Origin of the sequence: Halosimplex halobium (genome assembly GCF_051414055.1) — an archaeon.
Classification (GTDB): domain Archaea; phylum Halobacteriota; class Halobacteria; order Halobacteriales; family Haloarculaceae; genus Halosimplex; species Halosimplex halobium.
On the sequence record NZ_JBLKNX010000008.1, the window covers coordinates 152,304 to 178,191 of the forward strand.

Below are 25,888 nucleotides of genomic sequence, written 5' to 3' on the forward strand. Positions count from 1 at the left end.
CGCGGAGCGCGACCGCCGCCGGCGAGTGATCCGGGAGCGACCGCCACGGGCGGCGACCGCGACCGCCGCCGGCGACAGCAACTGTTAGGGGCGTCGACCGCGAGGCTCCGGGCATGACAGACGACTCCGACGCCGGCGACGCGAGCGCCGACGGGGGGGCCGACCCCGAGGCGCTGGCCGACCGCGTCGCCGACGGCGACCTGCGGCTCTACGAACTCGACGACCACGCCGACGCCGAGACCGCGGCGACCGCCCGCCGGCTGGTCGTCGAGCGCGAGACGGGCGTCGACCTCTCGGCGACCGGCGACTACGCGTTCGCCGCGGAATCGGCCGAGTCGAACATCGAGAACCTCGTCGGCGGGGCGCAACTCCCCGTCGGCGTCGCCGGCCCCGTCGAAGTCCGCGGCGAGGCCGCCGACGGCGACTTCTACCTCCCCATCGCCACCACCGAAGGCGCGCTGGTCGCCAGCGTCAACCGGGGCTGTTCGGCCATCTCCGCGGCCGGCGGCGCGACCGCCCGCGTCACCAAGCGCGGGATGACCCGCGCGCCGGTCTTCCGCGTCGACGGCGTCGCGGAGGGCGCCGAGGTCGCCGAGTGGGTCGAGGACAACGAACAGCGCCTCGCCGAGGCCGCAGAGTCGACGACGAACCACGGCCGGCTCCAGTCGGTGACGCCCTACCTCGTCGGCGACTCCGTGTTCCTGCGCTTCTCCTACGACACGGGCGACGCCAACGGGATGAACATGGCGACCATCGCGACGCGGGCGGCCGCCGAGGTCGTCGAGGAGGAGACCCCCGCCTCCCTCGTCGCGCTGTCGGGCAACCTCTGCGTCGACAAGAAACCTGCCGCCATCAACGCCGTCGAGGGCCGGGGCCACACCGTCACCGCGGACGTGACCATCCCGCGCGAGGTCGTCGAGGAGCGCTTCGGCACCACCCCCGAGGCCATCGAGGAGGCCAACACCCGCAAGAACCTGATCGGCAGCGCCAAGGCGGGGAGCCTGGGGTTCAACGCCCAGGCGGCCAACGTCGTCGCCGGCGTGTTCATCGCCACCGGCCAGGACGAGGCCCACGTCGTCGAGGGCTCCAACTGCATCACCACCGTCGAGGCCCGCAAGGACGAACTGTACGCCAGCGTCAACCTCGCCAGCCTGCAGGTCGGGACCGTCGGCGGCGGCACCGACCTGGCCACCCAGTCGGAGATGCTCGACGTGATGGGGTTCGCGGGCGGCGGCGACCCCGTGGGCTCGAACGCCGACGCGCTCGCGGAGGTCATCGCCGCCGGCGCGCTCGCGGGCGAACTCTCCCTGGTCTCGGCGCTGGCGTCCCGGCACCTCTCCAGCGCCCACGAGGAACTCGGTCGGTGACCTCGGTCCGACCCCGACCCCGAACACACCGGACGGGGATCGGTACCTGACAGCCACAGATCTTTTCAGTCCGGAGTATCGGCCCCGGTTTCACTTCCGCTCCGGTGACGGCTGGCGTTTACCTGTCGTCCTCCGGTAGTTCGGGTGGGTCCGACCGGGAGTCCCGGCGGGCGCGCCCACACCCATGCCCACCAACAGCACCGCGGACCGCAGCGTCCGCACGACCGACCGCAGCGCTCCCGCGAACGACGGGGAGGGTCGGGACCGCGGGGATCGGGGGGACGGGAAGAACCGGGGAACCAGGGGGAACGGCGAACCCAGGGGGAACGACGGACCCGGGGGAGACCACGGGGGATCCACCGATCACGGCAGCGAGTGTGACGACGGGGACGACGCCGACGCGCCGGTGCGCCGCGCGACCCGGGTCATGCGGCTCGTGAAGCTCGCGGCGACGACGCTGGCCGCCCTCGCAGGCGCCGCGAAGGCGCTCGGCCTGGTCTGAGCGGCTGCTCGACACCGCTTTCGGCCGCCCGTGGCCGCCGTGCCTCCTCCGTGGCCGCCGTCGACCAGTTCCACCGGAGAAACGCCTTTGCCCGTCGCCTCCCTGGTACCGGACCATGGACGACAGGGCGCCGATCTACGCGGCGGCCGGGGGGATCGTGTTGCCGGTCGCGACCGTCTCGCTGGTCGGGGGCGCGATCGACGCCGGCGTCGTCCACCCGGTCGTCGGGCTCGTGCTCCTCTTTCTCGTGCCCGTCCTCGGGATCGTCTGGATCGTCTCGGCGGCCTGGAAGCTCGGGCTCACGGGGTGGGACCCGCTGGACCGGTTCCGCACGCGGGCCACCGTCCGCGAGGACATCCCCGCGCAGTTCCACGACGCCATCGACCACGAGACGCTCGACGAGGAGAAAGAGGAGGGGAAGATCCCCACGAACCTGTTCGTCTTCGGGCTGGTCTACTTCGTCGCCGTCCCGGTGTTCGCGCTGCTGTTCGTCGTCTGGGGCTAGACCCCGACGGCGGCCCGGACGCGGTGGCCGTGGTCGGCCCAGAGCCCGACGGCGGCGCCGACAGCGATGAGCGTCCACCCTGTCCAGAAGGTCCGGCCGGGGAACCCGACTGCCGCGCCGACGCTCCAGACCGCCCAGCCGACGGCCGCGACGACCGTTCCCGCGGCGTCGAGCCTGTCGCCCTGCGTCTGCGACACCGTGGCGAGCGCCACGAAGACGACCGCGAGTACCCCCGTGAGCGCGACCAGCCACGGATCCGCCGGCGCGACGACGACCGTCGTGGCGAGCACGGCGGCGATGCTCGCCAGCGTCACCGTCCCCCAGGCGTACCAGAACCGCCGACCGAGCGCTCGCAGCGAGTCGGGATCCATCGAGCGAGGGTTGGGTCGGCCGCCGCAAGTGTCTTTCCGTTCGGTTGACTAGTCTGGAGGGTACCTACAGCAATCGATAGACGCCCCGGTTCTCGGTCGCCTCGCCGGCGCGGACCAGTTTCTCCAGCGTCTTCCGGGTGTACTCGGCGTCGACGCCGCGCTCGGCGGCGTAGTCGACGACAGCCTCCTCGGTCGCCTCGTCGAGTTCGCGGACGGCCTCGCGGACGCGCTCCTTGCGGCTCTTCGACCCCCCCGAGTCCATCGTCCGGTCGCCCGCTTCGGCGACCGCGTCGGCGTCCAGCCCCGACCCCTCCAGGTACTCCTCGTCGGAGGGGCCCGCGTCGTCGAGCTGGCGCTCCATCTCGGTGAACGAGTCGAGTTCGGCGAAGGCGTCGCCGTGACCCTGCCGGTTGGCGAGCATCGACGCGCGCACCTCGCGGGCGTGGTCCTCCTCGTCGGTCGTGACGAACTTCTTGCGCTTTTCGTACTGGCGGGTCGTCCCGCAGCGGGGACACTGGCTGGTCTCCGGCCGCCCCTCGACGACCCAGAGCATCGAACAGTCGCTACAGCCCACGACGGCGTACATCTACCCCCGAGTATCGCCCCCGCCGATATCAACGTTCGGTGAGCGGAGTGGAAGTGAACGAACCTCGACGGTCCGCAGCCGACCGCGGCGGCTGTTCCCGGCCGGCGTGCGTTCTCGCTCCCGGACGACGGCTACGACTCCGGCGGGTCCGAACCGGCCCGGAACCGGACGGCGATCCCGTCGGAGTCGGCGACTTCGAAGCCGGTCTCGCGGTCGGTCACGGTAACGTCGGCGGCCGAGAGCCGACTGCGGGCGGTCGCGACCGCCTCGGCGTCGGGCAGCAGGAACTCGAACCACGCCAGCCCGCGGCCGCCCGCGGGCTCGGACCGGCCGTTCCACGTGTTGGCGCCGACGTGGTGGTGGTAGTCGCCCGCCGCGAGGAAGGCGGCGCCCCGCGTCTCCGTCTGCACCCCGAGCCCCAGCCGGTCGGCGTAGAACGACCGCGCCCGGTCGAGCGACGGGACCTCCAGGTGGACGTGGCCCAGGTCCGTCCCGGGCGGGGCCGCGTCGGCGCCGTCGGACTCCCCGGCGAGGGCGTCGAGGTCGAGCGGGACCGTGCCGATCTCGGCCGTGCCGTCGTCCGCCCGGGGCCACTCCTCGCGGGGCCTGTCCGCGTACACTTCGACGCCGTTGCCCTCCGGGTCGGTGCAGTACAGCGCCTCGCTGACGTGGTGGTCCGATGCGCCGTCGAGGGCCCCACGGTCGCGGATCCGGTCGAGCGCGGCGCCGAGCGCCGCCCGGTCGGGGACCCGGAAAGCGTTGTGAAAGAGCCCCGCCTGTCCCCGCGCTCTCGGGGGCGCGTCCGCCTCCCGGCGCAGTTCTAGTAGCGGCCGCCCGCCGGCGCCGAGCGTCGCCGCCCGTTCGCTCCGGCTCTGAACCGCGAGTCCGACGACATCGCGGTAGAACGCGACCGTCTCCGCCAGGTCCGCGACGGTCAGCGCCGTCCGCCCCATCCGGGCGGTCGCTGGAATCACCGGGCCGTCGCGCTCGGGAGCGTCGTCCATGGCTCGAACGTTGGAGTCGCGGTCGTATGTATCTCGGGCGACACCGATGTAACCGGGTAGCGGCGACCGGCCTCGCGGTTACCGACCGGAGAGACCGACGCCCTCGGCGATCAATTCGTGGGAGCGCAGCGCGTCCCCGTGGTCGGGCACCGCGTGCTGGATCATCACCTCGTCGACGCCGGCGCGGTCGGCGAGCTGGTCGAGTAGCCCGGCCAGCCGCTCCGGGCTCCCGGAGATCGCGCGGGGCCACTCGCCGTCGTCGAGCCGCTCCGGCGTCGGCTCGGGGACGCCGCCGAGTTCGTCGACCGCTTCTTCGACGGTGGACGGCGTCCCGACCTCGCCGCGGGCCATCCGGCGGAAGACCACCTCGGCGACCGCGCGCAACCGCGCGGCCGCCCGGTCGGTCTCGGCGCAGACGGCGTTGACGGCGACGATCCCCCGCGGCTCGTCGACCCCGCCGGCCAGGTCCGAGGGTTCGAACTGTTCGCGGTAGGTCTCGAAGGCCCGGACGGCGTACCCCGGGCGGATGAACGCCGCGAAGCAGTAGGGCAGACCGAGTTCGGCCGCGATCTCGGCGCTCGACGGACTCGACCCGAGCACCCACGGGACGGCCGGCCCCTCGGCGGATCCCGGGATCTCGATGTCGGCGTAGGGGTGGTCTCCGGGGAAGTCGTCGTAGAGGTGCGAGGCGACCGCCTCGACCTTCTCGCGGTGGTCCGCGTCGGGGTCCTCGACGCGGCGGTCGGTCCCGAGCGCCCGGTCGACCGCCGGCGACTCGTTGGCCCGGCCGAGCCCGGCGTCGACCCGGCCCGGCGCGAGCGCGTCCAAGGCGCCGAACTGCTCGGCGACCTTCAGCGGGCTGTAGTGGTTGAGCAGGACTGCACCCGACCCGATCCGGATGGCGTCGGTCTCGGCGGCCAGGTGGCCGAGCAGCACTTCGGGGGTCGTCCCCGCGAGCGTCGCGGCGCGGCCGTGGTGCTCCGCGACCCAGAATCGGGTGTAGCCGAGCCGCTCGGCCTGCCGCGCGGCCTCGACGGTCTGCTCGTACGCCTCGGTCGCGGTCCCGCCCTCCGGGACCGGCGAGAGGTCGACGGCGGACAGTTCCATGGGGGCGCTCGGGTGCGACTGGGGAAAACCCCGGCGGTCGCCGGCGTCGAAACGGAGCGGGCCCCGACAGTGGGGACGCTTCGCCCGCGGACCGTCCTGGTTCCCGAGACACCGCCCGTCGCCTCGGTCCGCGGTTCCGCCCTCGCGGTACGCGCACGCTGGAATCTTTTTACGCCCGGCGGTCGTGGTCGCGACCGGGACTGATGGGGTCGGACCGGTCCGCCGCGGACGCGTTCGCGCTGCTGTCCGACGAGACCCGGGTCGAGATTCTCCGGGCCGTCGCGCGGGCTCAGGCGGAACTCGACGAGGTGAACGCGGGGCCCACCGAACTGGCGTTCTCGGAGGTGTACGACCGCGTCGACGTGGACAACACCTCGAAGCTCTCCTACCACCTCGGGGAACTGGCCGGGACCTTCCTCCGGAAGGGCGAGAGCGGCTACTCGCTGACCCACGCCGGCGAACGGGTCGTCCGGTTCGTCCTCTCGGGGAACTACGAGCGTCCCCCCGAGTTCGAGCCGGTCGAGACCGACGGGCGGTGCCCGTTCTGCGGCGAGCGGTCGCTCCGGGCACGGCTCCACCACCAGTTCTTCCTCGTCGAGTGTACGGCCTGCGAGCGGCCGGTCTCGAACTACACGGTGACGCCGGCACAGGTCCGGTCGCTGGAGGGCGAGGAGCTGGTCCGGAGCGTCGAGCGGAAACAGGCCATGGACTACGCGCAGGTCCGCCGGGGCGTCTGTCCCCAGTGCGCCGGACCACTGTCGACGGAGGTCCGGGACATCGACGAGTCGCCGTTCCCCGAAGCCGACTCGTTGCTGGCCGTCGACCGCTGCCGGGAGTGTCTGCGCGGGTACACCGCCCTGCTGACCTACGGCGTCGCCTACCACCCCGCGTCGGTCGCCTTCCACCGGGAGCGCGGCGTCGACATCGCGACCCGCGGGCTCTGGACGTTCAACGACCACCTCTACGAGGGGCGGTGGACCGCCGAGCGCGTCGCCACCGACCCCGCCGAGTACGAGGTCGTCCTGCGCCACGGGGACGACGCGCTCCGCTGTCGCCTCGACGAGTCCGCGACCGTCCAGCGGACCGAGCGCGTCCGGCGCAGGTGACCCGCCGCCACACGAACTCCTCGGACGGATTACGAAAGCGCCGTTGAGCCGAACCGCCCGGATCCGGCCCGCCGTCGCCGCCGACCGGGGTCGACACCGGGCGACCGCTCAACGACAGTTTTGAAACGCCGCCGTTAATTCATCAAATATTCGATAATACTTATGTCGGTAGCGGCGGGACCGATCGGTATGGACGCAGGTGAGACCGCCCCCGTCGGTCGCCGCGAACAGCCCTCCCCCGACCGCTCCGACCGCTCGCTCGACGGCGATCCCGTCGCCGACGACCCGGCGGGGGAGCGGTCGATGTCCGCCGGGGACATCGAGGACATCTACGCGACGTACGCCGACCGGATCGACCGCTTCGAGGCGGTCGACCGGCTGGTGACCGGCCGGTTCCGCCGCCGGCAGTTCGGCGACGCGACCGGACGCGTGCTCGACGTCGCCTGCGGCACCGGGACGAACTTCCGCTATCTCCCCGCCGATGTCGACCTCGTCGGGATCGACATCAGCCCGGAGATGCTGGAGAGCGCTGCGGCGACGCTCGACGGGCTGGAACTGGACGGAACGCTCCGCCGGATGGACGCGCAGGCGCTCGAGTTCCCCGACGACAGCTTCGACACGGTCGTCTCGGCGCTGTCGACGTGTACGTTCCCCGACCCCGTCGCCGCGCTGCGCGAGATGGAGCGGGTCTGTCGCCCGGGCGGTGAGATCCGCCTCGTCGAGCACGGCCGCAGCGACGTGGGTCCGCTCGCGCGGTTCCAGGAGTGGCGCGCGGACGCCCACTACGAGAAGATGGGCTGTCGGTGGACGCAGGAACCGCTCGCCCTCGTCGACGAGGCGGGGCTGACCGTCGAGTCCGCCTCCACCGCCTTCCTCGGCGTCATCACGACCGTCACGGCGCGGCCGAGCCCAGCCGGGTCCGCCGGCGAGGGACCGGATCGCCGGTAGCTCCTCGACGGGACCGCCTGGATCGAGTCGCGCGACAGCCACCGGACGGCGGGCGAGCGGCCCCCGGCTTCCGACCGAGGCCCGAGACTCGGGGCCGGACCCGAAACCGTCGTCGGCCCCCGGCCAGCGACGGTGTTCACCCGCTCCGGGTGCCGTTCTCAGGGGCACCGATTCGCGGCGGCGGTCGTCCCGATCACGTCGCTGGACCGCGCCGCGGGGTCGGTCACGGCCCGCCGGTCTCGACATCGCGGATCTCGAAGCGCGCGCCGCCCGCGTCGCTGTCGGTGACGCGGAGCTCCCAGTCGTGCGCGTCGGCGATCTCCCGGACGATCGAGAGCCCGAACCCCGTTCCGTCCTCGCTGGTCGAATACCCGTAGTCGAACACGACTTCCGTGTCCTCGGCCGAAATTCCGTGCCCGTCGTCGGCGACGTAGAACCCGTCTTCCAGATCACCGACGGTAATGGTCACCCCATCGCCCCCGTGCTCGACCGCATTGCGAAAGAGATTCTCCAGCAGTTCCTGGAGGCGGCTCCGGTCGGCGGTGATCACCTGCTGGGCGTCGGTGACGAGCGTCGCTGGCCCCGTCTCGACGTGCTCCCAGCACGCGCGACTGCTGTTCGAGAGGTTGACGTTTTCAGGGTCGAGCGTCGCCGTCCCGGCCCGGGCGAACGCGTGGAGATCGTCGAGTAATGTTTCCGTCCGCTGCAGTGCCTGGTCGACATCCGCGAGATGCGGGCAGTCACACGCGTCTTCTGCCAACTCCAGGCGGCCGATCGCGACGTTGAGTGGGTTTCGCAGGTCGTGGCTCACGATGTCGGTGAACGTCGCGAGCCGTTCGTTCTGTCGGCTGAGTTCCTGCTCGCGCTCGACGCGTTCGAGCGCCGCCGTCGCGTGCGCGGCGACCGTTTTCGCGAGTGAGACGTCCGTCTCGTCGAACGCGGCGGGTTCCGGCGACCCGATGAGGTGGACCCCGCGGCCGTCCAGCGGGAGGGCTAACTGGCTCCGGATCGGCGTGTCCGGGTTGTACCGGTCGTCGTTCGTCGCGATATCGTCGTACACCAGCGGTTCGCCCGACGCGAACGCGTTCCAGGCGATCCCCTCGCCCGGTTCGAAGACCGGTGGTTCGCCGACGAGTTCCTCCGTCCGGTCGGTCCACGCGACCGGGACCAATCCGTTATCGGTCTCGTCGTAGCGGTGGACCCCGTTGGCAGGCATATCGAGGATGTCGCGAACCGCCGTGGCAGCGATCTCCGCGACCTCCTCGGCGGTCTCGGCCTGGATGAACGCGCGGGCGGTACTGTGTAGCTCCTCGATCGCCTGTCGGTGTCGCCGGTGGTCGGTCGTATCGAGCACTGTACAGACGAGTTCGCCGTGGTCGGTCGTCGCGAGCCGGTGGTCCTCGATGAACGTGCTCCCGTCCGCGCGGAGGCCAGTCGTCTCCCCCCGCCAGAACCCGTGTTCCCGCACCGCCGGGAGTATCTCCTTCTGGATCTCCTGGGTGTCCCGGTCGGGGTAGAGGAGCGACCAGTGCGCACCGAGCAGTTCTGCCCGGTCGTACCCGTAGAGCGCGACGTAGGCGTCGTTGACGTAGATGAACTCCCCGTCCGCGTTGAGAATACTGATGCCCTCCTGGGCGGTCTCGATCGCCCGGAGGTGTCGTTGTTCGGCCTGTTCCGCACGCGCTCGCTCGACGGCGTTGACGACGCGGTTGGCGAGCAGAGCGTACTGCTCGGTCCCCGTCTCCTTCTGGAGATAATCGGTGACACCGGCCGAGATGGCGTCGCTCGCGATCTCCTCGCTCCCCTTGCCCGTGAACAGGAAGAACGGCAGGTCCGGTCGGTCCGCCCGAATCGCCTCGAGGAACTCCAGCCCGTTCCGACCGGGCATGTCGTAATCGGAGATGACGCAGTCGATAGCTACCTCCTCGAGCCGGGCCAGCCCGTCGGCGACGGTCGTCGCTGTCTCGACCGCGAGCCGCTCGTCTTCGCGTTCGAGATAGGTCGCCACGAGATCCCCGAGATCCGGGTCGTCATCGACGTGGAGCACCCGAATCTCCCCCGAGATCGACGTCGATGGTTGCATTTGTGGTACTCGGCCGAACGTTCGAATAAGCGTTGGGTCGCAGCTATCAACGCTGAATGCGCGAGTGGCGTCCGGTTCCCGCGACAGGTCGTCCCGTCGCCGGAGCGGTACCCGCCGACGGCTCGGCGTCGAACCGCCGCCGATGGGATAGGCCCTGGAGTGTCCGCCCGGACCGTCGATCTGCCGGGTCGGACATCGGGGCCGGCTGCTCCGGTCGGGAGGCCGGCTAGTCGAGCCGCCGGGCCAGGAACGCGGTCGCGGCGGGCGCGGCGCGGGCGTAGAGCTCGACCCGCGCCAGATCGCCCTGGAAACGCGTCCCGCTGGCGTGGCCCCGTTCGATGCGGGCCGGGACGTGGTCGAACGTCTCGAGGGCCGGCCGGGCGATCCGGGTCGCCAGCCGTCCGTGCTCGCTGTCGCCGGTCGCCGCGATCGCCGCTCGCGCTCGCTCGGCCGTCCGGGTGGCGGTCGGCCAGTGAACTCAGACCCGTCTCGGGGACAGAGATTTACGGGAGGACCGATTCGATATCGGTGGTTGGAACGCATCCCGGCTCCAGCGACCAACGCTTCGGACCCGAGCTACGATGGAAAATCTCGACGACCCGATCGTCCTGCCGGCCGGTGTCGAGTTACGGGCGGCCGAGGCGATCGACAGACGGGAGATCGAATCGCTCTGTGAGTCCCGGACGGGGTTCGGCATCTCCCAGGTGCTGGACGCCGTCTTCCACGACGAGAAGCCGGCCTACGGGTTCGTCGCGACGGAAGTCGAGAGGGTGATCGGGTTCGGCGTCGTGATCTGTCTGCCCAGCGACGACGCCGACGACCGATTCACCGTCCCGCTGACCGAGTATCCGCTGGGCGAGGAGGTCGCCATCTTCCAGGCCAGCGCGGTCCGGGAGCAGTGGGAAGGCAACGGCATCGGAACGGTTCTGATGCACGCGAGACTCCGACTCGCCCGGAAGGCGGGCGTGGACTCGGCCATCGGGACGGCGTGGCTCCGACCCCACACCGTCGACTCGTCGGTCCTCTTCGAGAAGATGGGTTTCGAGCGGATGGACACTGTCGAGGACTTCTACCGCTCGCTCGACGACGAGCGCGAGTGCCCCGATTGCGGGACCCCCTGCGAGTGCGCCGCGGGGATCTACGTCTGGACACCGCCGGACACCGCTGACTGACCACCGGTTCCCGTCGAAGTCGGGGCCGTCAGTGCCGCTGCGTTCGGAGGACCTGGTCGCGATAGACGTCCAACAGCCGGTCCGCGAACGCCCGGTCGTTCACTTCGACGTAGGCGTCGTCACCGAAGAGGTCCGACATCCCGTACGCCGAGTCGACGCCGACCCCGATGACCCCGATCCCGTCCCGTCGGCTCCGTTCGATCTGTTCGCGGGCGTCCGACTTCGGGTCCGAACTGTCCGACAGGCCGACGTTCGGTGCGCCGTCCGTGACAACCAGCAGTATCCGTTCGTTCGCGTTCGCGCCACGCAGCAGTCGACGGCCTTCCCGGATCCCGTCCGCGAGAGGGGTTTTCCCGCCGGTTCCGACCGAGGAGAGGTGCGCGGGCTCGAACGGTTCGTTCGGTCCGGTCACGAGCGGGACCGAGCGGTCCCGCCCGTGGAACCCGGCCGCGACGAACTCGTCACCGAGGAGATCGGCCGCGCTGGCGAGCGCCGCGAGGGCGACTTTCGCCTCGAACCCGTCCATGCTGCCGCTGAGATCGATCGCCACGCCGAGACACCGCGACCCGGTCTCCGTGTGACGGCGGCGAGTGAACAGGCCGTCGTTCGGGAGGCGTCCGCCCGCCGACCGCGCGACCGCCGGCAAATCGAGTCGATGGCCGGTGTGTGCCCGCACCTCGCGGCGTTCCTCCGGCGGGAACTGCGCGAGCAGTTCCCGGATCGTCTCGTCGAGCCCCCGCTCGCTCATCGCGTCCAGCACCTCCTGGGAGTCACCGTGCTCGCCGATCCGGTCGTCGCGGTCGGCCCTGAGTCCCTGCAGTTCGCTGCTCGTCCGGCGGTCCAGATTCGCGAGGTCGCTCAGTGCCTCGTCGATGACCGTCCCGTCGCTCCCCTCGTATTCGACGTCCACGATGCTCACCTCCCCCGGAGACGATGCCGACCGGCGCTCCGCGTCGGCCAGGAGCCGTTCGGTGAACTCGGCCTCACCTGTCCCCGCCGGGGCCGTTTCCACGGGGGCCTCGGAAGCGGACGACGCGTCGTCCGCCCGTTCGTTCGGCTCGGCCGCTTCGGCGACCACGTCTCCCTCGTCGGTCTCGACGCCGTCGGTCGTCGCGTCCCCGGGCGCCGACTCCGTTGCCGCGTCCCCGTCGCCGCTTCCGGGGTCGTCCTCGTCGCTGCGCTCGTTTTTCCCGCCGGAACCGTTGGTCTCGCTCCGCTCGGGTTCGGCGACGGCGTCCGTGTCGTTTCCGATCTGAGCCGCGAGACGGTCTTCGTCGAGGCGTTCGGGGAGATCGCGTTTCCAGTGGTCGCCGCGGGCACGCGCGAGACCGCGTCGAGCGGCGTAGACGAGCCCGTTCCACCACCGGCGCAGTAGTTCGGCCGTTCGACGCAGAGTGGATCCGATCAGCGCGGGGATACGGCGAAGCCCCTCCCGAACCGCGTTCCCGAGCCGACCGAACGTCGCCACGGCGGCACGCCAGAGCGCTCCCGCGCGAGCGACGAGCGGCTCCCAGACGCCGGCGGCGAGCGCCGCCAGCCGGACGAACAGCCAGACCAGGAATACCGGGAACAGAGCGCCGACCAGGGGCGGCAGGAAGAGCATATACGGGACGAGCGCGATCCCACCGGACGGCACCCGGTCCGCGAACGGTTCCAGGAACGGGTCGACGTGCTCCTCACCGACGACGTACTCGGCGAGTTCGTACGGCAACACGAACAGCAGAGTGTACCCCGTCAGTAGCGAGTCGAGATCGACCTCCCGACCGCCGGGGAGGCGGGCGTTTACGGCGCTTGCGGCCCTGCCTGCGGTCGAGTCGACGGCGCTCCGGACCCGTTCGACCCCGCCCCTGAGGCCCGCTCGGAGCCAGGCGGTCGCGTCCGTGATGGCGTTCCACGCCCCGGAGGCGCGGTCGACTATCGGCTCCCAGTAGCCGAACCGTCTCGTGACGGACCGACACGTTCCCCAGACGACGAAGACGGGGAACAGGAGCGGATAGAGGACGAAGAGCAGGTTGAACGGCCCCTGGGGGAGCGGCCTGTAGAACGATTCGAGCGCGTCCTCGAAGCCGAGGTACGGTGCCGCGAGGACGACGGGGAGGAGCGGGACCGTCCCGATCAGCTCGACGATGTCGCTCGCCGTGGTCGGCTCGTCGGACTCCTCCGACCCGGTCTCCCGCGGTTCGGCGTCCGTCTCCGGGGCCAGCGTCGAGGCGTGTTGAAAGGGGAGATCCAGGTCCTCGCGGAGGTGTCGCTCGGCCGTTCGGGGGTGGTACAGCCGGTCGACCACCGTCTCCAGCACCCGGTTCGCGACCTCGTCCCGGAGCTCGGCGGAGGCCCCGGGATCGCGGACCCGGTCGAGCTCCGTCCCGACGTACGACAGCGTCCCGCGGACGTTCTCCGGGGCCGACTCCAGCCCCGCGACTCGCCCGGTGTAGGCCAGTTCGCGGACGCCTTCGAGCAGCGCGGCGTCCTCCCGGAGCCCGTCCACGCGGGGTCGCTCGTCGAACGTCGCCTCCATCCGGCGAGCGTACGCCCCCGCGAGTCCCCGGTACTCCGAGAGGCGGGCCGCGGTGACGTGGGCGTGTTCGACCATCCGGTGGACGAACGTCGCGATCGGCTCCGGATGGGCGGTCCCCGCCGCGAACGACTCGGTCCGGTCCCAGCTGTCCACCCGCCGACAGTACGACAGGTGGTTGACCGTGTCGAGCAGCAGTTCGTACTCCCGGTCGCGCGAGAGGTCGGCGTCGAGGTACTCGTCGACCCTGGCCGGGAGCACGAACTCGTGTGACGCCCCGTCGTCCCACGTCCGCCGCTCCTCGACCCTGAGCTCGTCGTCGAAGCCGATATCGACTTCGTCGTCACCGTACACCGACCCGAGGCTCTCGAGCACGCGTCGTAGTTGCGCCCGCCCGACGTCGGAACCGTCCTCGCCCGCGGCCATCGGTCAGATGTCGTCCTCGTCGATCGCACTCCCGGCGAGCACGTTCTCGACGAGCGTCGAGCGGTCGTCGCCCGAGACGCGGCCGGCGAGGTCGGACGCCACCCACTCCCTGGCGGCGTCCTCGCCGAGCGGGGCGCTCTGGACGTACGACCTGACCGTGGAGACGACCGTGGAGACGGCGTCCGGTTCGTCGTAGAACGGCCGGAGTAGCGCGTCTCGGAAGGCGGTCATCATCGGGTCGTCGACCCCCTCGTCGTCGTAGATTCGGGCGGTTTTCAGCCACTCGAGCACCAGCGCCGTCGGGATCCCCCGCTCGACCGACGACCCCGCGCGCGTCGCGGTGTCGCGTACCTCGTTGACCGCAGTGAGGACGACCCGTACGAGCGGCCCGGGAACCTCGGTCCGGTTCGTGAACAGTTCGACCGCGGCTTCGAAGTCCGACTGCGCGAGGTACGTCATCTCGAACTTACTGCCGTAACGGCGCTGCTCGGCGAGGTCGAGCTGTTCGACGAAGTATTCCGGACCCTCGTTGGTCGTGACGACGACGACCAGGTTGTACGGGTCGGCCTCGACGATCTCGTTCCCTCGCCCGGTGTGAACTTTGGCGCGCCCGTCGAGGATCGGGAACAGGATACCTTTCGCCTCGGGTCGAGCCCGGTTCACCTCGTCGAACAGGAGGACCGTCCGGCGCTGCTGGCTCGATCTGAGCGCCCTGGTCACCGGCCCGTCCTGCCAGTAGACCGTCCCGTCGAGCATCGTCGGGCTACCCAACAGGTCGGTTTCGCGGATGTCGTACAGCCCCTGGACCGTGAACAGCGGCGCGTCCAGGTCCCGAGCGAGACGACGGACCGCCGTCGTCTTCCCGCACCCCGTCGGCCCGGTGAACCAGAACCGCGGGAGTTTCTCGGCTTCGCGGGCGTTCCGAACGACCGCCTTCACTCGCTCCAACTGACCCGTGTCGTGAAATGGCGGCACGCTCTCCGGGACCGCGTAATCGAAATCTTCGCGTCTCCTGTGGGGTATCAGTTCCCCGCCCTGGCTTTCCTGTGAGGTCATTGTAAACGGCGGATCGATGGTGTTACTGTCGGGCGTCTTCGTGGTTTGCGAACAATCTACGATTCACCGACAAAGATATTCCCACTGTAGGTGGAACGGTCCCCGATCCATTCAGTTGTGTGAGAATCAGATTACTACTTCAAAACAGCGATACCGGTTACAGGAGCGTGACACCGGTCGAAACAGAGTAGGCGGGCGTTGTCACGTTCGCATGGTAGACGCCGTCTACTGTTTAGATCCGGTCGTAACGCTGCTATGGAACGGTGTGAACCGATAGTGATCCCCGAGAAGAGAGTCGGCAACATCGGGGTCTCGTAGTAACTGCAGGTCCCGCTCGTCAGTGAGGTCCAGCAACGACTTCCGAGCGACGATCATCCCGTCACCCTCCTCGACGAACCGGGTATCGTCACCGTCCACCCCGTACGCGTGGTGAAGTAGTGGCGAGCCCGCCCGTTCGAGGGCTTTCTCGTACGCTTGTTTGTACCCCCCCGAACCGGCGACCGGTTCGAGAGCGTCCAGGGCGACGCCACCGACAAAAGTCATCGCGGATACACCCCACGGGGGGCCATCGGGGAGAGCAGTTGACTGATACGTGTCCCCGTCGGCCTCGAACCGCTGGCGCAGAGGCCCCCCGACCTCGGACAGTTCTAGGTCGTCGAGCGGGCCGCCGGATTTGAACCCGGGACTCAGGTATACCGATTCGACCCGGTGGTGATCGACTCGCTCTCCCCCGGAGCGATACGTCTCCTCCACGACCGGGAGTCGGCTGGCCTGTGCGGAAACAGAGTCGGTAACGGCCCCCTCCAGGGCTTCTCGGTCTTCGTCTTGTAGTTCGACATCATCCAGTGACGACGCTTGGATCAGGCATTCCGGATTGTCGGGCGATATCTGCCGGACGATACCCATATCGTCCGTCGACAACACCGCGTCGAGTTCCGAACGGATGTGCTCCCAGTGATCCTCATCTCGGCGCGTGAACTCGGTCGCATGCGTTTGATTGATCTCCTCTACGGTCCGGAGAAATTCGAGTCGCTGTTCGAGATCGGCAAGCCGGTCGTCGGTAGCGTCGAGCGCCTCGTCAAACGGTTCAACCCACTGAGCACGCAGGCGACGCTCCGCAATCGTCCGGATCTCGGATTCGATGTCTGAGACCGTTTCCAGTGATTCAATGGCCGACTCAAGGTCGAGGTCGACTCGTTCGGCATCGGGCGGCCACTGAACACGATCTACTTCGTCGGGACCCCTGTCGACGAGTTCGTGCCGGAGCGCTTCGCGACGTTCATCGAGCGCTGTGAGGATTCGATCGATGCGTTTCTCGTACTCATCTCGAACCCTGGATACGTCGAAGCCACCGACGAACCGACAGCGAAATCGGCTTTCGAACGGTTCGTTCGGTTCGACTTCGAACAGGTCGTCCTGAATCCCCCGGATAGCGTCGTGATATTGGTCGCGTAACTCGTCCCTGCGTAGCCACCGTTTCAGCAGGTGCGCTTGTTCGAATCTGATAGCTATCTCCTTAGCTGTTCTGACTGCTTCGACGTTGTTCCGGATACGCGTCTCGTCTATCGGTTCCATACCCAGTTTCCGCCGTAAGTCGTTTAGTTCCTGAAACTGGGAGAATTCCAGCTCCGGGCTGTTTTCCGGAGAGCTGGCTTGCGTGATATCGTGAGCGAAGCGCTCGAGCGCTTCTTCTAACGCGGTATGTAGCTCTTCCAGCCTGCGGTAATTGCTCTCGAACGCGGCTACCCACTCGAGATCGGTATGCACGTCTGCTATCCAGTCTTGCGAAGCGTCTTCGACGAGATGGGCCACCTCGTCTCGAGTTTGCTCGATCGTTGTAGCTCGGTCCGAAAGCTCATCGAGTCGGTCGCGGAGCTCGTCTTCCGCATCGAACAGCTGCGGCACGATGGGACCACGCTCGCGGTCGAGTATCGTCCGGAGCAGATCCTGAGGGCGGTCCGCTTCGAATAGCCGTGCGCTCGCTACTAGGCGAGCGCGCGCTCGGATAGCCTCGAGTTCGGTATTCAGGCAACTCGTCAACTTCCGCGACGCGATGTCGTCGTACTTCTCCGGCGAGATATCCGGATCCCTGTCGTAGATAATCCGCAGTTTCCTGCGACGCTCTTCGGACGGCGACAGATCAGATTTGGGCGCGGTTACACTACTCTCGAGTTGATCGAACCAGTGCAGCCAGTCTTCGATCGCACGGGTCGCGACCGATTCGGGCAGCTCATCCTCGAGTAGCGAACGGACGTGTTCAATCCGCTCGACCAGGTCAAACACCTCCGAGTCCCGCAATCGAGAGAAGACCACGTTCTGGTGCTCCGGTTGCTCCTCGTCGAAGACCGTTTCCACGCCGGTATCACCCGTCTCGTATGCATCGAGGTACTTCGGTAATTCCTCCTCGAGCGCTCCGTAGAACTGTAACTCGTGGTCGAGAGACTCGGTCCTGTCCTCGAGGAATTGAATAAACACCGCCTCATACTCCGCAATTGACGTGGTCGTGTACTGTGAGATGCCAGCAGTCGCAACGGTAAATGGAGCATGCCTGGGGGGACCCACATCGAGGGAGGGGTTCAGCCGTCGAGTTCCGCGTGATAGATTGGCGTGTCCGACTAAGGCGTTGACTGCGACCGTCGTCGTTTCGCTCCAGTCGTCACCGGGCGGATCAACGAGCACGACGCTCTCGAACGGGGATCGATCGGTTAGAAAGCAGTATTCGAGTTCCGAAAGCGTCGCATAGGCGTTGATCAGTGCGTCCGAGCTGCTATCCCGAGACGGGAGCAGTCCCAACAGGTGGATACTCGCTCCAGCCGCCGCTTCTCGCGCGAGATCTAGCGCCACACCGGATCCCGTGCCCCCGCCCAGCCCGGCGACAATGACGACGTCTTCGCCCGCGTTGAGGGAGGACAGTAAGCTGTCCATCCCGTCGCGCGCTTTCGCGGCGTGAAACAGTCCCTTGCCGATCGCCCGTTTACGTATCGTTCCGTGGGCGAACGACTCGAGATCCCACTCGGCGTCGTCGGCAGTCAACCACCACGTCGAAAGTTCACTGGAATCGATGACCTGTTGGGCGACCTGGTCCTGTCTGAGCAGGTCTGTATTTGCGACCGCATCTGCGGCATCGACTAGATCGAGATACTCCAGCCGATGGGAAACGCCCCCCTGTTCGAGAGCTTGTGCAGTCTCTTCGATCCGTCGTGAAATTTCGTCGATCCGGTCTCGGTCGGTTGATCTCTGACTCTGGTCAGTCTCGAGCACGTGCGCGTCGAACAGTCCGCTTCCCTGGTGGTTATCGAGTCCCGCCTCCAGAATCCAATCCGTATTCAACGCGTCGTAAACGACGCCTTTCCCTGCACCCCCGATACCGACAACGACATCCGGAAAATCGATAAAGTCGTCCTGAACAGCCATCCTACGACACATTATAATTTAGCAACTTATAGATGAGGGTAGTGACAAAGTATAGACCAGATCGCGGTCTCGCTCGATTAGCTGACTGTTAGATTACCGGCCACTGGCGACCGATCGCCCCGTAGATCACCTCGCCTGCGGCGAGCGGTTCCCCGACCGGGCCGCCGCGGAACGCGCCGCCGGAGAGGACAGTCGAGCCGAAACCGGTCCTATCGCAACAGCTAGGTGTCTTCGATACGGTCTCGATACGGCGGGAGTGGGTCCCGCCCGACGGCTTCCAGTTCCGTGAGACAGTCGGCCGCCTGCCGGCGAACCTGTCGGTCATCGTCCGAGGCGGCTTCCAGAAGCGTCGTCACTGCCCGGTCACGAACGGTAGGGTACCGTGTTCCGAGTTCACCGACGAGACGGATCGCCGCCGTTCGCACGTTCTGCCGGTCGCGCGACGCACTGTAGTACTCGACTGAAGCTGTGAGCGCCGTCTCGGGGTCGAGTTCCGCGTGCTGTAACAGGTTTACCACCGCTTCGACGACGGTTTCACGGACTCGAGTCCCATCGCTGAACAGATCGAAGAGGTGTGCGATGACTTCGTCGGCAGGGACGACATCTGTCTCACCGAGTTCGGTCAGCGTTTCGATGGCATCGACGCGGATCCCCCAGCTTCGGTCGTAGCTAGCGTCGAGCAGGACCGAGATACCTCGTCGGTGAAGCCGTTTGTCCCCTGTGAGGGGGAGTAACTTTGTGAGGGAGTCGAAGATCGCCTCGTCTCGATTGAGCGTTATCTCGTGATCGAGGAGTTCCGCGACGACGGAGTCGACGCGATCCGACGACGCGTGCTCGACGAACGTTTCCAGCGTGTCCGTGCGGGACGCTTCGTCCGTGACCGTGAGGAAGTGTGCGGTCTCTGCCGGTTCCGGGTCCGGGTTCGTCGGGTCTCGGGGCCAGTGTTCGAGTACCGTCCTGTAGCAGTCTAATCCACCGAGCGCCGCCACGCGTGCCGTAGCCCGAGCCAGGGCGCGTGCGGTGACGTGGTCGTCGCTGGACACTCCGTACGTTCCGCCAGAAGCCGAACCGTCCATGGAGTCAGTTGCCTCCGAGATCAGCCAGTCGAACCGGTCGGCGATGCGCGGATCGTCCCGTGTACAGGTGCCGACGACTCGAAGCAACCAGTACAGCGAGAGCGGTGTTACCCCGACGTCAGCGAGACCAGATATGATCGCGTCGTCGTACTGGTCTTCCAGACGGTCGGACACGGCGTCGAGATGTCTGCGTACCGACCCGGGAGCTTCGTCCACGATGGCGGTCAGGAGGCGCCCGGCTGCTTGGCTGACTGGCGGACGGTCTGTCTCGACGAGTACCGCGAGTCCCGCCTCGGCGACACGGTCGCGTCTCGGGATCTCGTCGAGGGGAAGCGTCGCTATCGCCGGGAGGAGTTCGCCCCGGACGACACGGTCCTGGCAGAACCGCTCGATGAGCGTGCCTGTGATAGGTGCGAGCGCGCCGGCTTCGACATCACTGATGCGGGCGATCGCGGCGGCTGCGGCCCGTCGGACGCCTCGTTCGCGGGCTCGCAGCCGGATTTCGAGTTCCGACACGGCGCGGTCAGTGACGGTCGGGTCGACGGCTCCGCAGTGACCCAGCGCTTCGCAGCAGGCGATCGTGACGTGTCGCGGCCCGTCGAGCGCGTCTACGACCGCGTCGACGAGCGGCGTCGTGACATCGAGTCCGTCGCCGGCGAGGTGAGCCGTTGTTCGCGCGGCTTGCGCGCGGACGAGGGCGTCCGGGTCGCGCAGTCGTTCGACGAGTACGTCTTCGACCGGTGAATCGACCGTTTCGGCCGGGAGCGAGCGCAACGTACACAGTGCAACGTCTCGGACGGGCGGCGTCCCGAACCGCGCGTACTGCCGTATCACCGGGGAAAGCGTGTCTCGATCGAGAGGACCGAGTGGGATCGATTCGGACGCCAGTGCGGAACCGCCAGTGGACTCGGGGGCGAGAGTTACGAGCGCCCCGAGAACTGAGTCGGGGGCTGCTACTTCGCTGAGAGTGACGGTACTTGTGAGGAGCTGTTGGCGAACGTATGGTCGAAGCTCTGGATCGTGAGCGCCGACAGTCACGAGCAACTCGGCTGCGCGCCGACAGTGGTCGGGGTCGGTCGCCGCGAGGTGCGTCGCTATCTCGTCGACCCGCTCCATCGTGGCGTCTCCGGCCCCCTCGAAATGGGCGAGGGAGGGCTCCGAAGGTTCAGCGCCGTCTTCGCCGAGGGCGGTGGCCGCACGGCGGACATCGGGGTTCGGGTGCGCGGTCCAGCCCTCAGATTCGCCGTCGCCCGACACGGCAGCATCACGGCCGACGGCTTCGAGTAGACTCGCCGTGACCTCGCCGTCGTCGCTCCAGAACCCGTCTCGAAGCCACTTCGCCGCAGGGATCGTCTGGGGGACGGTCTCGACGAGGTCGCCGAGCCATCCCGTGTCGTTCGCGTATCCCGGGGCTACCGGACGGGCGCTGAACGGTGATTCACGGCCTCGGCAGCGGAGATACAGGCGGGGATGAGCGGTGACGGCCTCTGTCAGGGCCTCGACGTTCAGTTCCGGCAGCGTAGCGATCGGCGGGTGATTCACCAGGATACGGGCGGCAAATCTCGGTGTGTCGCCCGCGAGGAGGCCGAGACAGCCGAGGATCGGTGTGTCTTCGTCGCGTTCGGCGAACGAGTGAAGCCGGTCGATAGCCCGGTCGCGTCTCTCCGTGTCCGCTGTGCCGAGGAGAAGGGCCGTGGAGAGCCACGCGACGACCGACGGCGACGCGTCTTCGGCACGGATGATATCCTCGAGGGTTTCGGCAGTCTCCTGGTCGACAGTGCCGCCGTTCGCAACGGCTTGGGCGAGGAGTTCCGCGCTGGACTCCGTGGAGTCATGTCCGGCCGGGAGAGAGTCGAGCAGCGTCAGCGCAGCGTCAGTTACGAGCTGTGGTGACGCGTCGACGAACGGCTCCAGCGAAGCCCCACTCGGTCCGGAGCCGAACAGATCGTCCAGGTCACCGTTCCCGCCCTCGTCTTCGTCCTCGGTTTCGTCGTCGCCCTCCAGCTCGTCTCGAAGGGATCGGCACTGCAGTTCGATAGCGTCGCCGAGGAACGCCGGGTTCCGCGTGTCACACGCGGTCAGTACGCGCGCCGCATCGTCTCTTACTGCGGGGTCGTATTTGAAGACACTCTCGGTAACGTGCCAGAGCAGGGGGGCAACGGCCGGATCGGCTTCGACCAGCGTCTCGAACTCCTCGAGCACCTGTCTGCGCGCCCCTTCGTCGTCCGCGAGGAGCGACTGTAGTATCCCGATCGCCGCCAGCCGGTGGTCGGGTGACTGGCGAGCGATAACGCCACACAGTTTCGCCGTCGCCTGCTGGTCCGCGACGCCGCCCATCTCGGCGGTCGCTCGGGCGAGTTCCACGTACCGCGGGATGTCGGGGAGCGTAATGCCGCGGTCTTCGAGTTCGTAGAGCGGGTTCAGGGTCTCGAAGAGGCCTTGCGACGTGAACTGAGCCCATACCAGCACGTCGACAATATGGGTCGTGATGTCGGGGGAGTCCGTCCGGATCTCCTCGACGACAGTCAGGAGCAGGCGGATCGCAGCCCTCTCGACGTCGCCGTCGCCGTCGGCGAGACACGGGAGGACTCGTTCCTGTAACCGGTGTAAATCGAAGGTGCCAGGGTCGAACGTATACTCAACTGCTTTGAGCGCGGCGCGGCGGACTTCCCAGTCGTCGTCATCGGTCACCCGCAGGAGGTCGTCGCGGTATTCGCGGACTGCGCTGGAGTCCTGGCGAGCGACTTGCTTCAGCGCGATCGCGGCCGCACCTCGGACGCCGGAGTCCCGATCCGCCAGCCGAGCGGCGATCCGGTCGAGATACGGTTTGACACGGTCCGGACGGGGGACGCCGAGCGTCGCGGTTCGCTGGATGTCCGCGATACGCCCCAGCGCTCGAATCGCCGTTGCCCGGACATCGGATACGGGGTGGTCGACACGCGCCGCGACCTCGTCGAGACCGGCGAGGTGGTCGAGAAGGAACCACCCGACCCGGCCGAGCGTTTCGAGCGCGTCGACGATAGTCGCGGGGTCGTCACTGTCCAGATCCCAGACCCGACCGGCGATGACCGGACGGAGCATCGCGGGTTCGTCCGTCGCGGTTCTCGTCACCGCCCACGCCGCTTCGACTGCGGTGTCGGTCACTGCACTCCCGGTGAGACCCACGAGCGGTCCGAGAGCCGGTTTCACGACGCCTGGCGCAGCCCCGCCGATGTCACCGAGGAGCGCAGCAGCGAGCGCGGGACGGACTTCTGACTCGTCAGGGTTCGAGAGCGCCGTTCCGAGCGAACCCGCCAGCGGCGAGAGGGCGCGCGGCCGTCGGCGGGCGAGATCGCGCAGCGCGGCCAGTTCCTCGGGGGTCAGTGCGCGGCCCGGACGTAACGATGAATCGACCGTGTCGACGACGTCGATGACGCGGTCCGGACGCGTCTCCGTCGCCGCGACGAGGGTCCGGAGCGCCTGTTCGCGTACCGGGTCGGCTTCGGCGTCGAGGTGCGCGAGCGCGCGGTCGATAACGTCGTCGGGCGTCGACCGTCCGGTCGCGAGTGCGGCGCGCAGTTGTCTCGGTGATTCGCCCGTCACGGGGTCAGGCCTCCGTCGAGAGCAGCGTCCTGACGAGTCGCTGGAGCGTCCGTTCGAGCGAGTCCGTATCCGCGTAGATGATCTGGTCGAAGAACTCGGTGTGCGCTCCCGGTTCCGCCCCGATGTACACGCCGAACACCGGGAACGTACACTTTTCGAGCTCCGACCGGTACCGCGCCGGGTCGTCGGGTTCACCGTCGGTAACGACGACGACGAACGGGTACGAGCCGTCGCCGCGGTCGATCCGCTGTCGACTCACCGCGACCGCCGTCGACAGCGGCGTCCCCCAGTTCGCGCGCTCGGTCATCAGCCGGTCGACGTGGTCCGCGGGGCGTGCGCCGAACGGGACTTCGAGACAGGGGTGGCCCTCCCAGACCGACAGGACCGAGACGTCGACCCCCACTTCGAACAGCGCGTGTGCGAGCTGCGCGGTCGCCGTCTCGGCCGTTCGGATCGGGTCGCCGTCCATCGACCCCGACCGGTCGAGGACGACGAGACAGGAGTAGTCTTTCGTCGTCCCGGACTCGCGGCGAGTGAACACGCGCTGGGTTCCGCGGGTCGCCGCGACCAGTCGTCGACCGTCGAGGCGACCGGCGCGGTGCCCGCCCGTGTCCCGGGGTCGCCGCTCGCGTCTGAGCTGCGTCGCCAGGTCCTGCTGGAGCTTGCGCGACCGATCGACGGCCGCGGTCCACCGCTCCGTATCCCCTTCCTCGACCGGATCGACGACAACGACTTTTTCGAGGTCCGTCGTGTCGTCGACGATCCCGAGCAGTCGCCGTGCTTCCTGCTCAAGTGGTGACCGCCCCGCGGTTCCCCGTGAGGCCTGTGCCCGTGTTCGCTGTCGAGCGACGCGGCGGACAGTCTCGTCTTCGAGCGTCCCAGGGGGGCGGCGGTCGTCCGTGTCACCGGCCTCGGCCCGCTGCCCGGTTCCAGGCTTGGTCACCCGCTCGCCCCGTCGGTCGCCGGTGACGTGTTCGCTGGCCGCTCGTCTATCGGGAAGTTCGTCCGCTGGCTCGACCCCCCAGTCCTGCCGTGCCCGCGCATCCGCGGGACGGACCGGTGCCGTCTGGAGTCGGGTGCGCTGCAGCGGCGGGAGCGACTCGAACGTCGATCGCGCGGTCTCGAAGAACTCGCGCGCCCGGTCGACGCGTCTCGTCCCGCTGGGTTCGGACAGCATCTCGGTCACGTAGTCGTCCATCGCCGGGACCAGGTCGACGAGCGCCGCTCGCCGGCCGTTGTGGACGACACGCCGCTCGGTCGCCGGGTCGACGATCGCCTCGAACCGCCCGCTGTCCACGAACCCACGGTCGAGCAGCCCGACCGCCAGCGCTTCGAAAACGGTGTAGGACTGGACGGGGTCGCCGTCGACCGTCTCGAGGTCGAACAGTTCGACGTACTGGCGGTGTCGGCGGTCGGCCCGCTCGGCGAGCACTTCGTTGAGGACGACGAAATCGCCGGTGACGTTGAACTCGTTGGCCACCTGGGTCTCGACGACCGCGTCCTCGACCGTGTTGTACACCGTCCGGAACAGGTCGCGCCACCGGCCGCCGACGGCCTCCAGACACTCGCCGAACCGGTCGAAATCCGAGTAGTAGACGTGGCCGAGTTCGTGGAACAGGAACGCGACCTGCAGTGACCGGTCCCAGAGCCCCTGTGGAAGGTCGGTTCCGTACTGCTCGTATTTCTCCGTGGGGATCAGGATCTCGTACGCCTCCTCGTGTCCCTCCTCGTCGGGTCGTGCCAGCGCTCGGTCTTCGTCGAGCGCGACAGTCACGTTCGTCCCCCGGTCCGTACAGAGCGACGCGAGGCGTTCGAGTTCGCGGCGGCGCTCCCGGGACGCCCGCTCGGGCGTCGAAAGCGCGGCGAGGTCGGCGGTGCTGGTCTCCTCTGTCAGGTGCATCTACAGTCGCTTGTCGATGAGCGTTCGGACGAGCGATTCGTCGTACTCGTCGACGCGGGCGACGAGTTCGCTCCGCGCCGCCTCCTGCAGCGGCATGAAGTCGTCCTCCATGAACCGGGCGATCCGCACTAGCTCTCGCGTCGTGATCGGCGTCGAGAGCTCGCCGTCCATGTACGCCTCGCGGAGCCGACTCGCGAAGGACACCAGCTCGGCGATCTGCGCTTCTTTCCCCCTGTCCAGGTCCGTCCGGTCGAAGATCAGGTCCGCTTCGACCGACTGGGGCAGGTACGAGAGTTTCACGTGCCGGAACCGGTCCTCGAAGGCGTCGTTCAGCTCGTATGTACCCTGATAGCCCGGGTTGGACGTTGCGACGACGCGGAACTCCTCGTGGGGCGTGATCTGTTCGCCGGTCTGGGGGATGGTGAGCGAACGCGTCGCCCGTTGTTCCATCACGGCGTTCAGTGCCGCCACGGTGTTGGCGTCCGCCGCGTTGATCTCGTCGAGCAACAGGACCCCACCCGCTCGAACGGCCCGGGTGAGCGGCCCGTCGATCCACTCCGTGACCGTGTCCCCGCCGTCGGAACTCACCAGATGGAGATGACCCAGCAGGTCCTCCTTGTACGTCGTTTCGGAGAGCGTCACGCGGTACAGCGGCCGGTTGGTCATCGCGCAGATGTACCGCGTGAGGAAGCTCTTCCCGACCCCCGGCGGGCCCTTGAGGACGACGTTCATCTCCAGTTCCAGCGCCCGGGTGACGATCTCGACATCCGTCCGATCACCCTCGATCTGTCGGTGATGGTACACGTCCTGTTCGAGTGATGGGATGTTCTCGTGGCCAGTATCGGCCAGGATCGACAGTTCACTAAACGACTCACCCGTGCGTGACCCGACTGCCGTAGTCTCGTTCGCCATCGAATTTACTGAATTTCCGTTCGTCATTCGTTCCGTGAACGCTTACCGCGAACCCGAACTGACCCAAACCTCGTCGTAGATGACAGCTAACCCGCCGAAGATTCCCTGTTGACAGCACATCTTCCGGTTCATCTGGTAAAGGCTTTGTTACGACTTGGGGAGCAATGTCAGGGAGCTGGATTCGGACAACTGAACTAATTCTCACAGGTCAGCTTGACTGCGGCCTGTGTTTGAGGAAATTGGATTACGGAGCCTT

The 25,888-nt window shown here is 67.9% G+C and carries 17 protein-coding genes and 1 pseudogene; 6 read left to right on the forward strand and 12 right to left on the reverse strand.

The window, feature by feature from the left end; translation table 11 throughout:
• The first annotated feature begins 113 nt into the window (after positions 1–113).
• From hmgA to ACMGFG_RS10095, 3 genes are all read left to right on the forward strand, one after another.
• A complete protein-coding gene (gene hmgA / locus ACMGFG_RS10085; RefSeq protein WP_436930212.1) occupies positions 114–1,367 on the forward strand; it encodes a hydroxymethylglutaryl-CoA reductase (NADPH) in 1,254 nt (417 codons plus the stop codon).
• 184 nt (positions 1,368–1,551) lie between these two features.
• Positions 1,552–1,869 carry a hypothetical protein gene (locus ACMGFG_RS10090; protein ID WP_436930213.1) on the forward strand — a complete coding sequence of 106 codons (318 nt, stop codon included), beginning with the start codon at positions 1,552–1,554 and terminating at the stop codon, positions 1,867–1,869.
• Between the two features lie 115 nt (positions 1,870–1,984).
• Positions 1,985–2,374 (forward strand): hypothetical protein, encoded by a 390-nt coding sequence (locus tag ACMGFG_RS10095; protein WP_436930214.1) that lies wholly within the window; start codon positions 1,985–1,987, stop codon positions 2,372–2,374.
• On the opposite strand, the gene ACMGFG_RS10100 is transcribed toward ACMGFG_RS10095, so the two are convergent.
• From ACMGFG_RS10100 to ACMGFG_RS10115, 4 genes are all read right to left on the reverse strand, one after another.
• A complete protein-coding gene (locus ACMGFG_RS10100; protein ID WP_436930215.1) occupies positions 2,371–2,745 on the reverse strand; it encodes a hypothetical protein in 375 nt (124 codons plus the stop codon). The two genes, ACMGFG_RS10095 and ACMGFG_RS10100, sit on opposite strands and share 4 nt — an antisense overlap.
• A gap of 64 nt (positions 2,746–2,809) precedes the next feature.
• Positions 2,810–3,331, reverse strand: coding sequence for a DUF5817 domain-containing protein (locus tag ACMGFG_RS10105; RefSeq protein ID WP_436930216.1), 522 nt, complete (start codon positions 3,329–3,331; stop codon positions 2,810–2,812).
• Between the two features lie 131 nt (positions 3,332–3,462).
• Entirely contained in the window at positions 3,463–4,335 is an 873-nt protein-coding gene (locus tag ACMGFG_RS10110; protein ID WP_436930217.1) for a VOC family protein, read from the reverse strand.
• Positions 4,336–4,413: 78 nt separating this feature from the next.
• The gene (locus ACMGFG_RS10115) at positions 4,414–5,442 is read right to left on the reverse strand and encodes an LLM class flavin-dependent oxidoreductase (RefSeq protein ID WP_436930218.1); all 1,029 of its coding nucleotides are present in this window, start codon (positions 5,440–5,442) and stop codon (positions 4,414–4,416) included.
• 203 nt (positions 5,443–5,645) lie between these two features.
• Between ACMGFG_RS10115 and ACMGFG_RS10120 the strand changes: the two genes are divergently transcribed.
• Positions 5,646–6,548: a DUF7351 domain-containing protein gene (locus ACMGFG_RS10120; RefSeq protein WP_436930219.1), complete on the forward strand. Its 903-nt coding sequence runs from the start codon at positions 5,646–5,648 to the stop codon at positions 6,546–6,548.
• A 189-nt stretch (positions 6,549–6,737) separates the two neighbouring features.
• Positions 6,738–7,496, forward strand: coding sequence for a class I SAM-dependent methyltransferase (locus ACMGFG_RS10125; RefSeq protein ID WP_436930220.1), 759 nt, complete (start codon positions 6,738–6,740; stop codon positions 7,494–7,496).
• Between the two features lie 223 nt (positions 7,497–7,719).
• Here the strand turns inward: ACMGFG_RS10125 and ACMGFG_RS10130 are convergent, their stop codons facing one another.
• Both ACMGFG_RS10130 and ACMGFG_RS24265 read right to left on the reverse strand, forming a co-directional pair.
• The gene (locus tag ACMGFG_RS10130; RefSeq protein WP_436930221.1) at positions 7,720–9,579 is read right to left on the reverse strand and encodes a hybrid sensor histidine kinase/response regulator; all 1,860 of its coding nucleotides are present in this window, start codon (positions 9,577–9,579) and stop codon (positions 7,720–7,722) included.
• 226 nt (positions 9,580–9,805) lie between these two features.
• A pseudogene (locus tag ACMGFG_RS24265) lies at positions 9,806–10,024 on the reverse strand (hypothetical protein); the annotation flags it as partial.
• Between the two features lie 136 nt (positions 10,025–10,160).
• Here ACMGFG_RS24265 and ACMGFG_RS10135 point away from each other — a divergent pair.
• The gene (locus ACMGFG_RS10135) at positions 10,161–10,751 is read left to right on the forward strand and encodes a GNAT family N-acetyltransferase (protein WP_436930222.1); all 591 of its coding nucleotides are present in this window, start codon (positions 10,161–10,163) and stop codon (positions 10,749–10,751) included.
• Positions 10,752–10,779: 28 nt separating this feature from the next.
• On the opposite strand, the gene ACMGFG_RS10140 is transcribed toward ACMGFG_RS10135, so the two are convergent.
• From ACMGFG_RS10140 to ACMGFG_RS10165, 6 genes are all read right to left on the reverse strand, one after another.
• Positions 10,780–13,692, reverse strand: a complete 2,913-nt coding sequence (locus ACMGFG_RS10140) for a hypothetical protein (protein ID WP_436930223.1) — start codon at positions 13,690–13,692, stop codon at positions 10,780–10,782.
• Positions 13,693–13,695: 3 nt separating this feature from the next.
• Positions 13,696–14,631, reverse strand: a complete 936-nt coding sequence (locus ACMGFG_RS10145) for an AAA family ATPase (protein ID WP_436930224.1) — start codon at positions 14,629–14,631, stop codon at positions 13,696–13,698.
• 342 nt (positions 14,632–14,973) lie between these two features.
• Positions 14,974–18,162: a tubulin-like doman-containing protein gene (locus tag ACMGFG_RS10150; RefSeq protein WP_436930225.1), complete on the reverse strand. Its 3,189-nt coding sequence runs from the start codon at positions 18,160–18,162 to the stop codon at positions 14,974–14,976.
• A gap of 221 nt (positions 18,163–18,383) precedes the next feature.
• A complete protein-coding gene (locus ACMGFG_RS10155) occupies positions 18,384–22,820 on the reverse strand; it encodes a hypothetical protein (protein ID WP_436930226.1) in 4,437 nt (1,478 codons plus the stop codon).
• Between the two features lie 4 nt (positions 22,821–22,824).
• Positions 22,825–24,720, reverse strand: a complete 1,896-nt coding sequence (locus ACMGFG_RS10160) for a vWA domain-containing protein (RefSeq protein ID WP_436930227.1) — start codon at positions 24,718–24,720, stop codon at positions 22,825–22,827.
• On the reverse strand, positions 24,721–25,632 hold the full coding sequence (locus ACMGFG_RS10165; RefSeq protein WP_436930228.1) for an ATP-binding protein: 912 nt from the start codon (positions 25,630–25,632) through the stop codon (positions 24,721–24,723).
• Positions 25,633–25,888 lie beyond the last annotated feature (256 nt).

What these genes read in the sequence shown, in the direction of transcription:
- ACMGFG_RS10090 (WP_436930213.1), top strand. Translation starts at nt 1,552, where the DNA reads ATGCCCACCAACAGCACCGCGGACCGCAGCGTCCGCACGACCGACCGC.
- ACMGFG_RS10165 (WP_436930228.1), bottom strand. Translation starts at nt 25,632, where the DNA reads ATGGCGAACGAGACTACGGCAGTCGGGTCACGCACGGGTGAGTCGTTT.
- ACMGFG_RS10105 (WP_436930216.1), bottom strand. Translation starts at nt 3,331, where the DNA reads ATGTACGCCGTCGTGGGCTGTAGCGACTGTTCGATGCTCTGGGTCGTC.
- ACMGFG_RS10135 (WP_436930222.1), top strand. Translation starts at nt 10,161, where the DNA reads ATGGAAAATCTCGACGACCCGATCGTCCTGCCGGCCGGTGTCGAGTTA.
- ACMGFG_RS10125 (WP_436930220.1), top strand. Translation starts at nt 6,738, where the DNA reads ATGGACGCAGGTGAGACCGCCCCCGTCGGTCGCCGCGAACAGCCCTCC.
- ACMGFG_RS10100 (WP_436930215.1), bottom strand. Translation starts at nt 2,745, where the DNA reads ATGGATCCCGACTCGCTGCGAGCGCTCGGTCGGCGGTTCTGGTACGCC.
- ACMGFG_RS10130 (WP_436930221.1), bottom strand. Translation starts at nt 9,579, where the DNA reads ATGCAACCATCGACGTCGATCTCGGGGGAGATTCGGGTGCTCCACGTC.
- ACMGFG_RS10160 (WP_436930227.1), bottom strand. Translation starts at nt 24,720, where the DNA reads ATGCACCTGACAGAGGAGACCAGCACCGCCGACCTCGCCGCGCTTTCG.
- ACMGFG_RS10150 (WP_436930225.1), bottom strand. Translation starts at nt 18,162, where the DNA reads ATGGCTGTTCAGGACGACTTTATCGATTTTCCGGATGTCGTTGTCGGT.
- hmgA (WP_436930212.1), top strand. Translation starts at nt 114, where the DNA reads ATGACAGACGACTCCGACGCCGGCGACGCGAGCGCCGACGGGGGGGCC.
- ACMGFG_RS10095 (WP_436930214.1), top strand. Translation starts at nt 1,985, where the DNA reads ATGGACGACAGGGCGCCGATCTACGCGGCGGCCGGGGGGATCGTGTTG.
- ACMGFG_RS10115 (WP_436930218.1), bottom strand. Translation starts at nt 5,442, where the DNA reads ATGGAACTGTCCGCCGTCGACCTCTCGCCGGTCCCGGAGGGCGGGACC.
- ACMGFG_RS10140 (WP_436930223.1), bottom strand. Translation starts at nt 13,692, where the DNA reads ATGGCCGCGGGCGAGGACGGTTCCGACGTCGGGCGGGCGCAACTACGA.
- ACMGFG_RS10120 (WP_436930219.1), top strand. Translation starts at nt 5,646, where the DNA reads ATGGGGTCGGACCGGTCCGCCGCGGACGCGTTCGCGCTGCTGTCCGAC.
- ACMGFG_RS10110 (WP_436930217.1), bottom strand. Translation starts at nt 4,335, where the DNA reads ATGGACGACGCTCCCGAGCGCGACGGCCCGGTGATTCCAGCGACCGCC.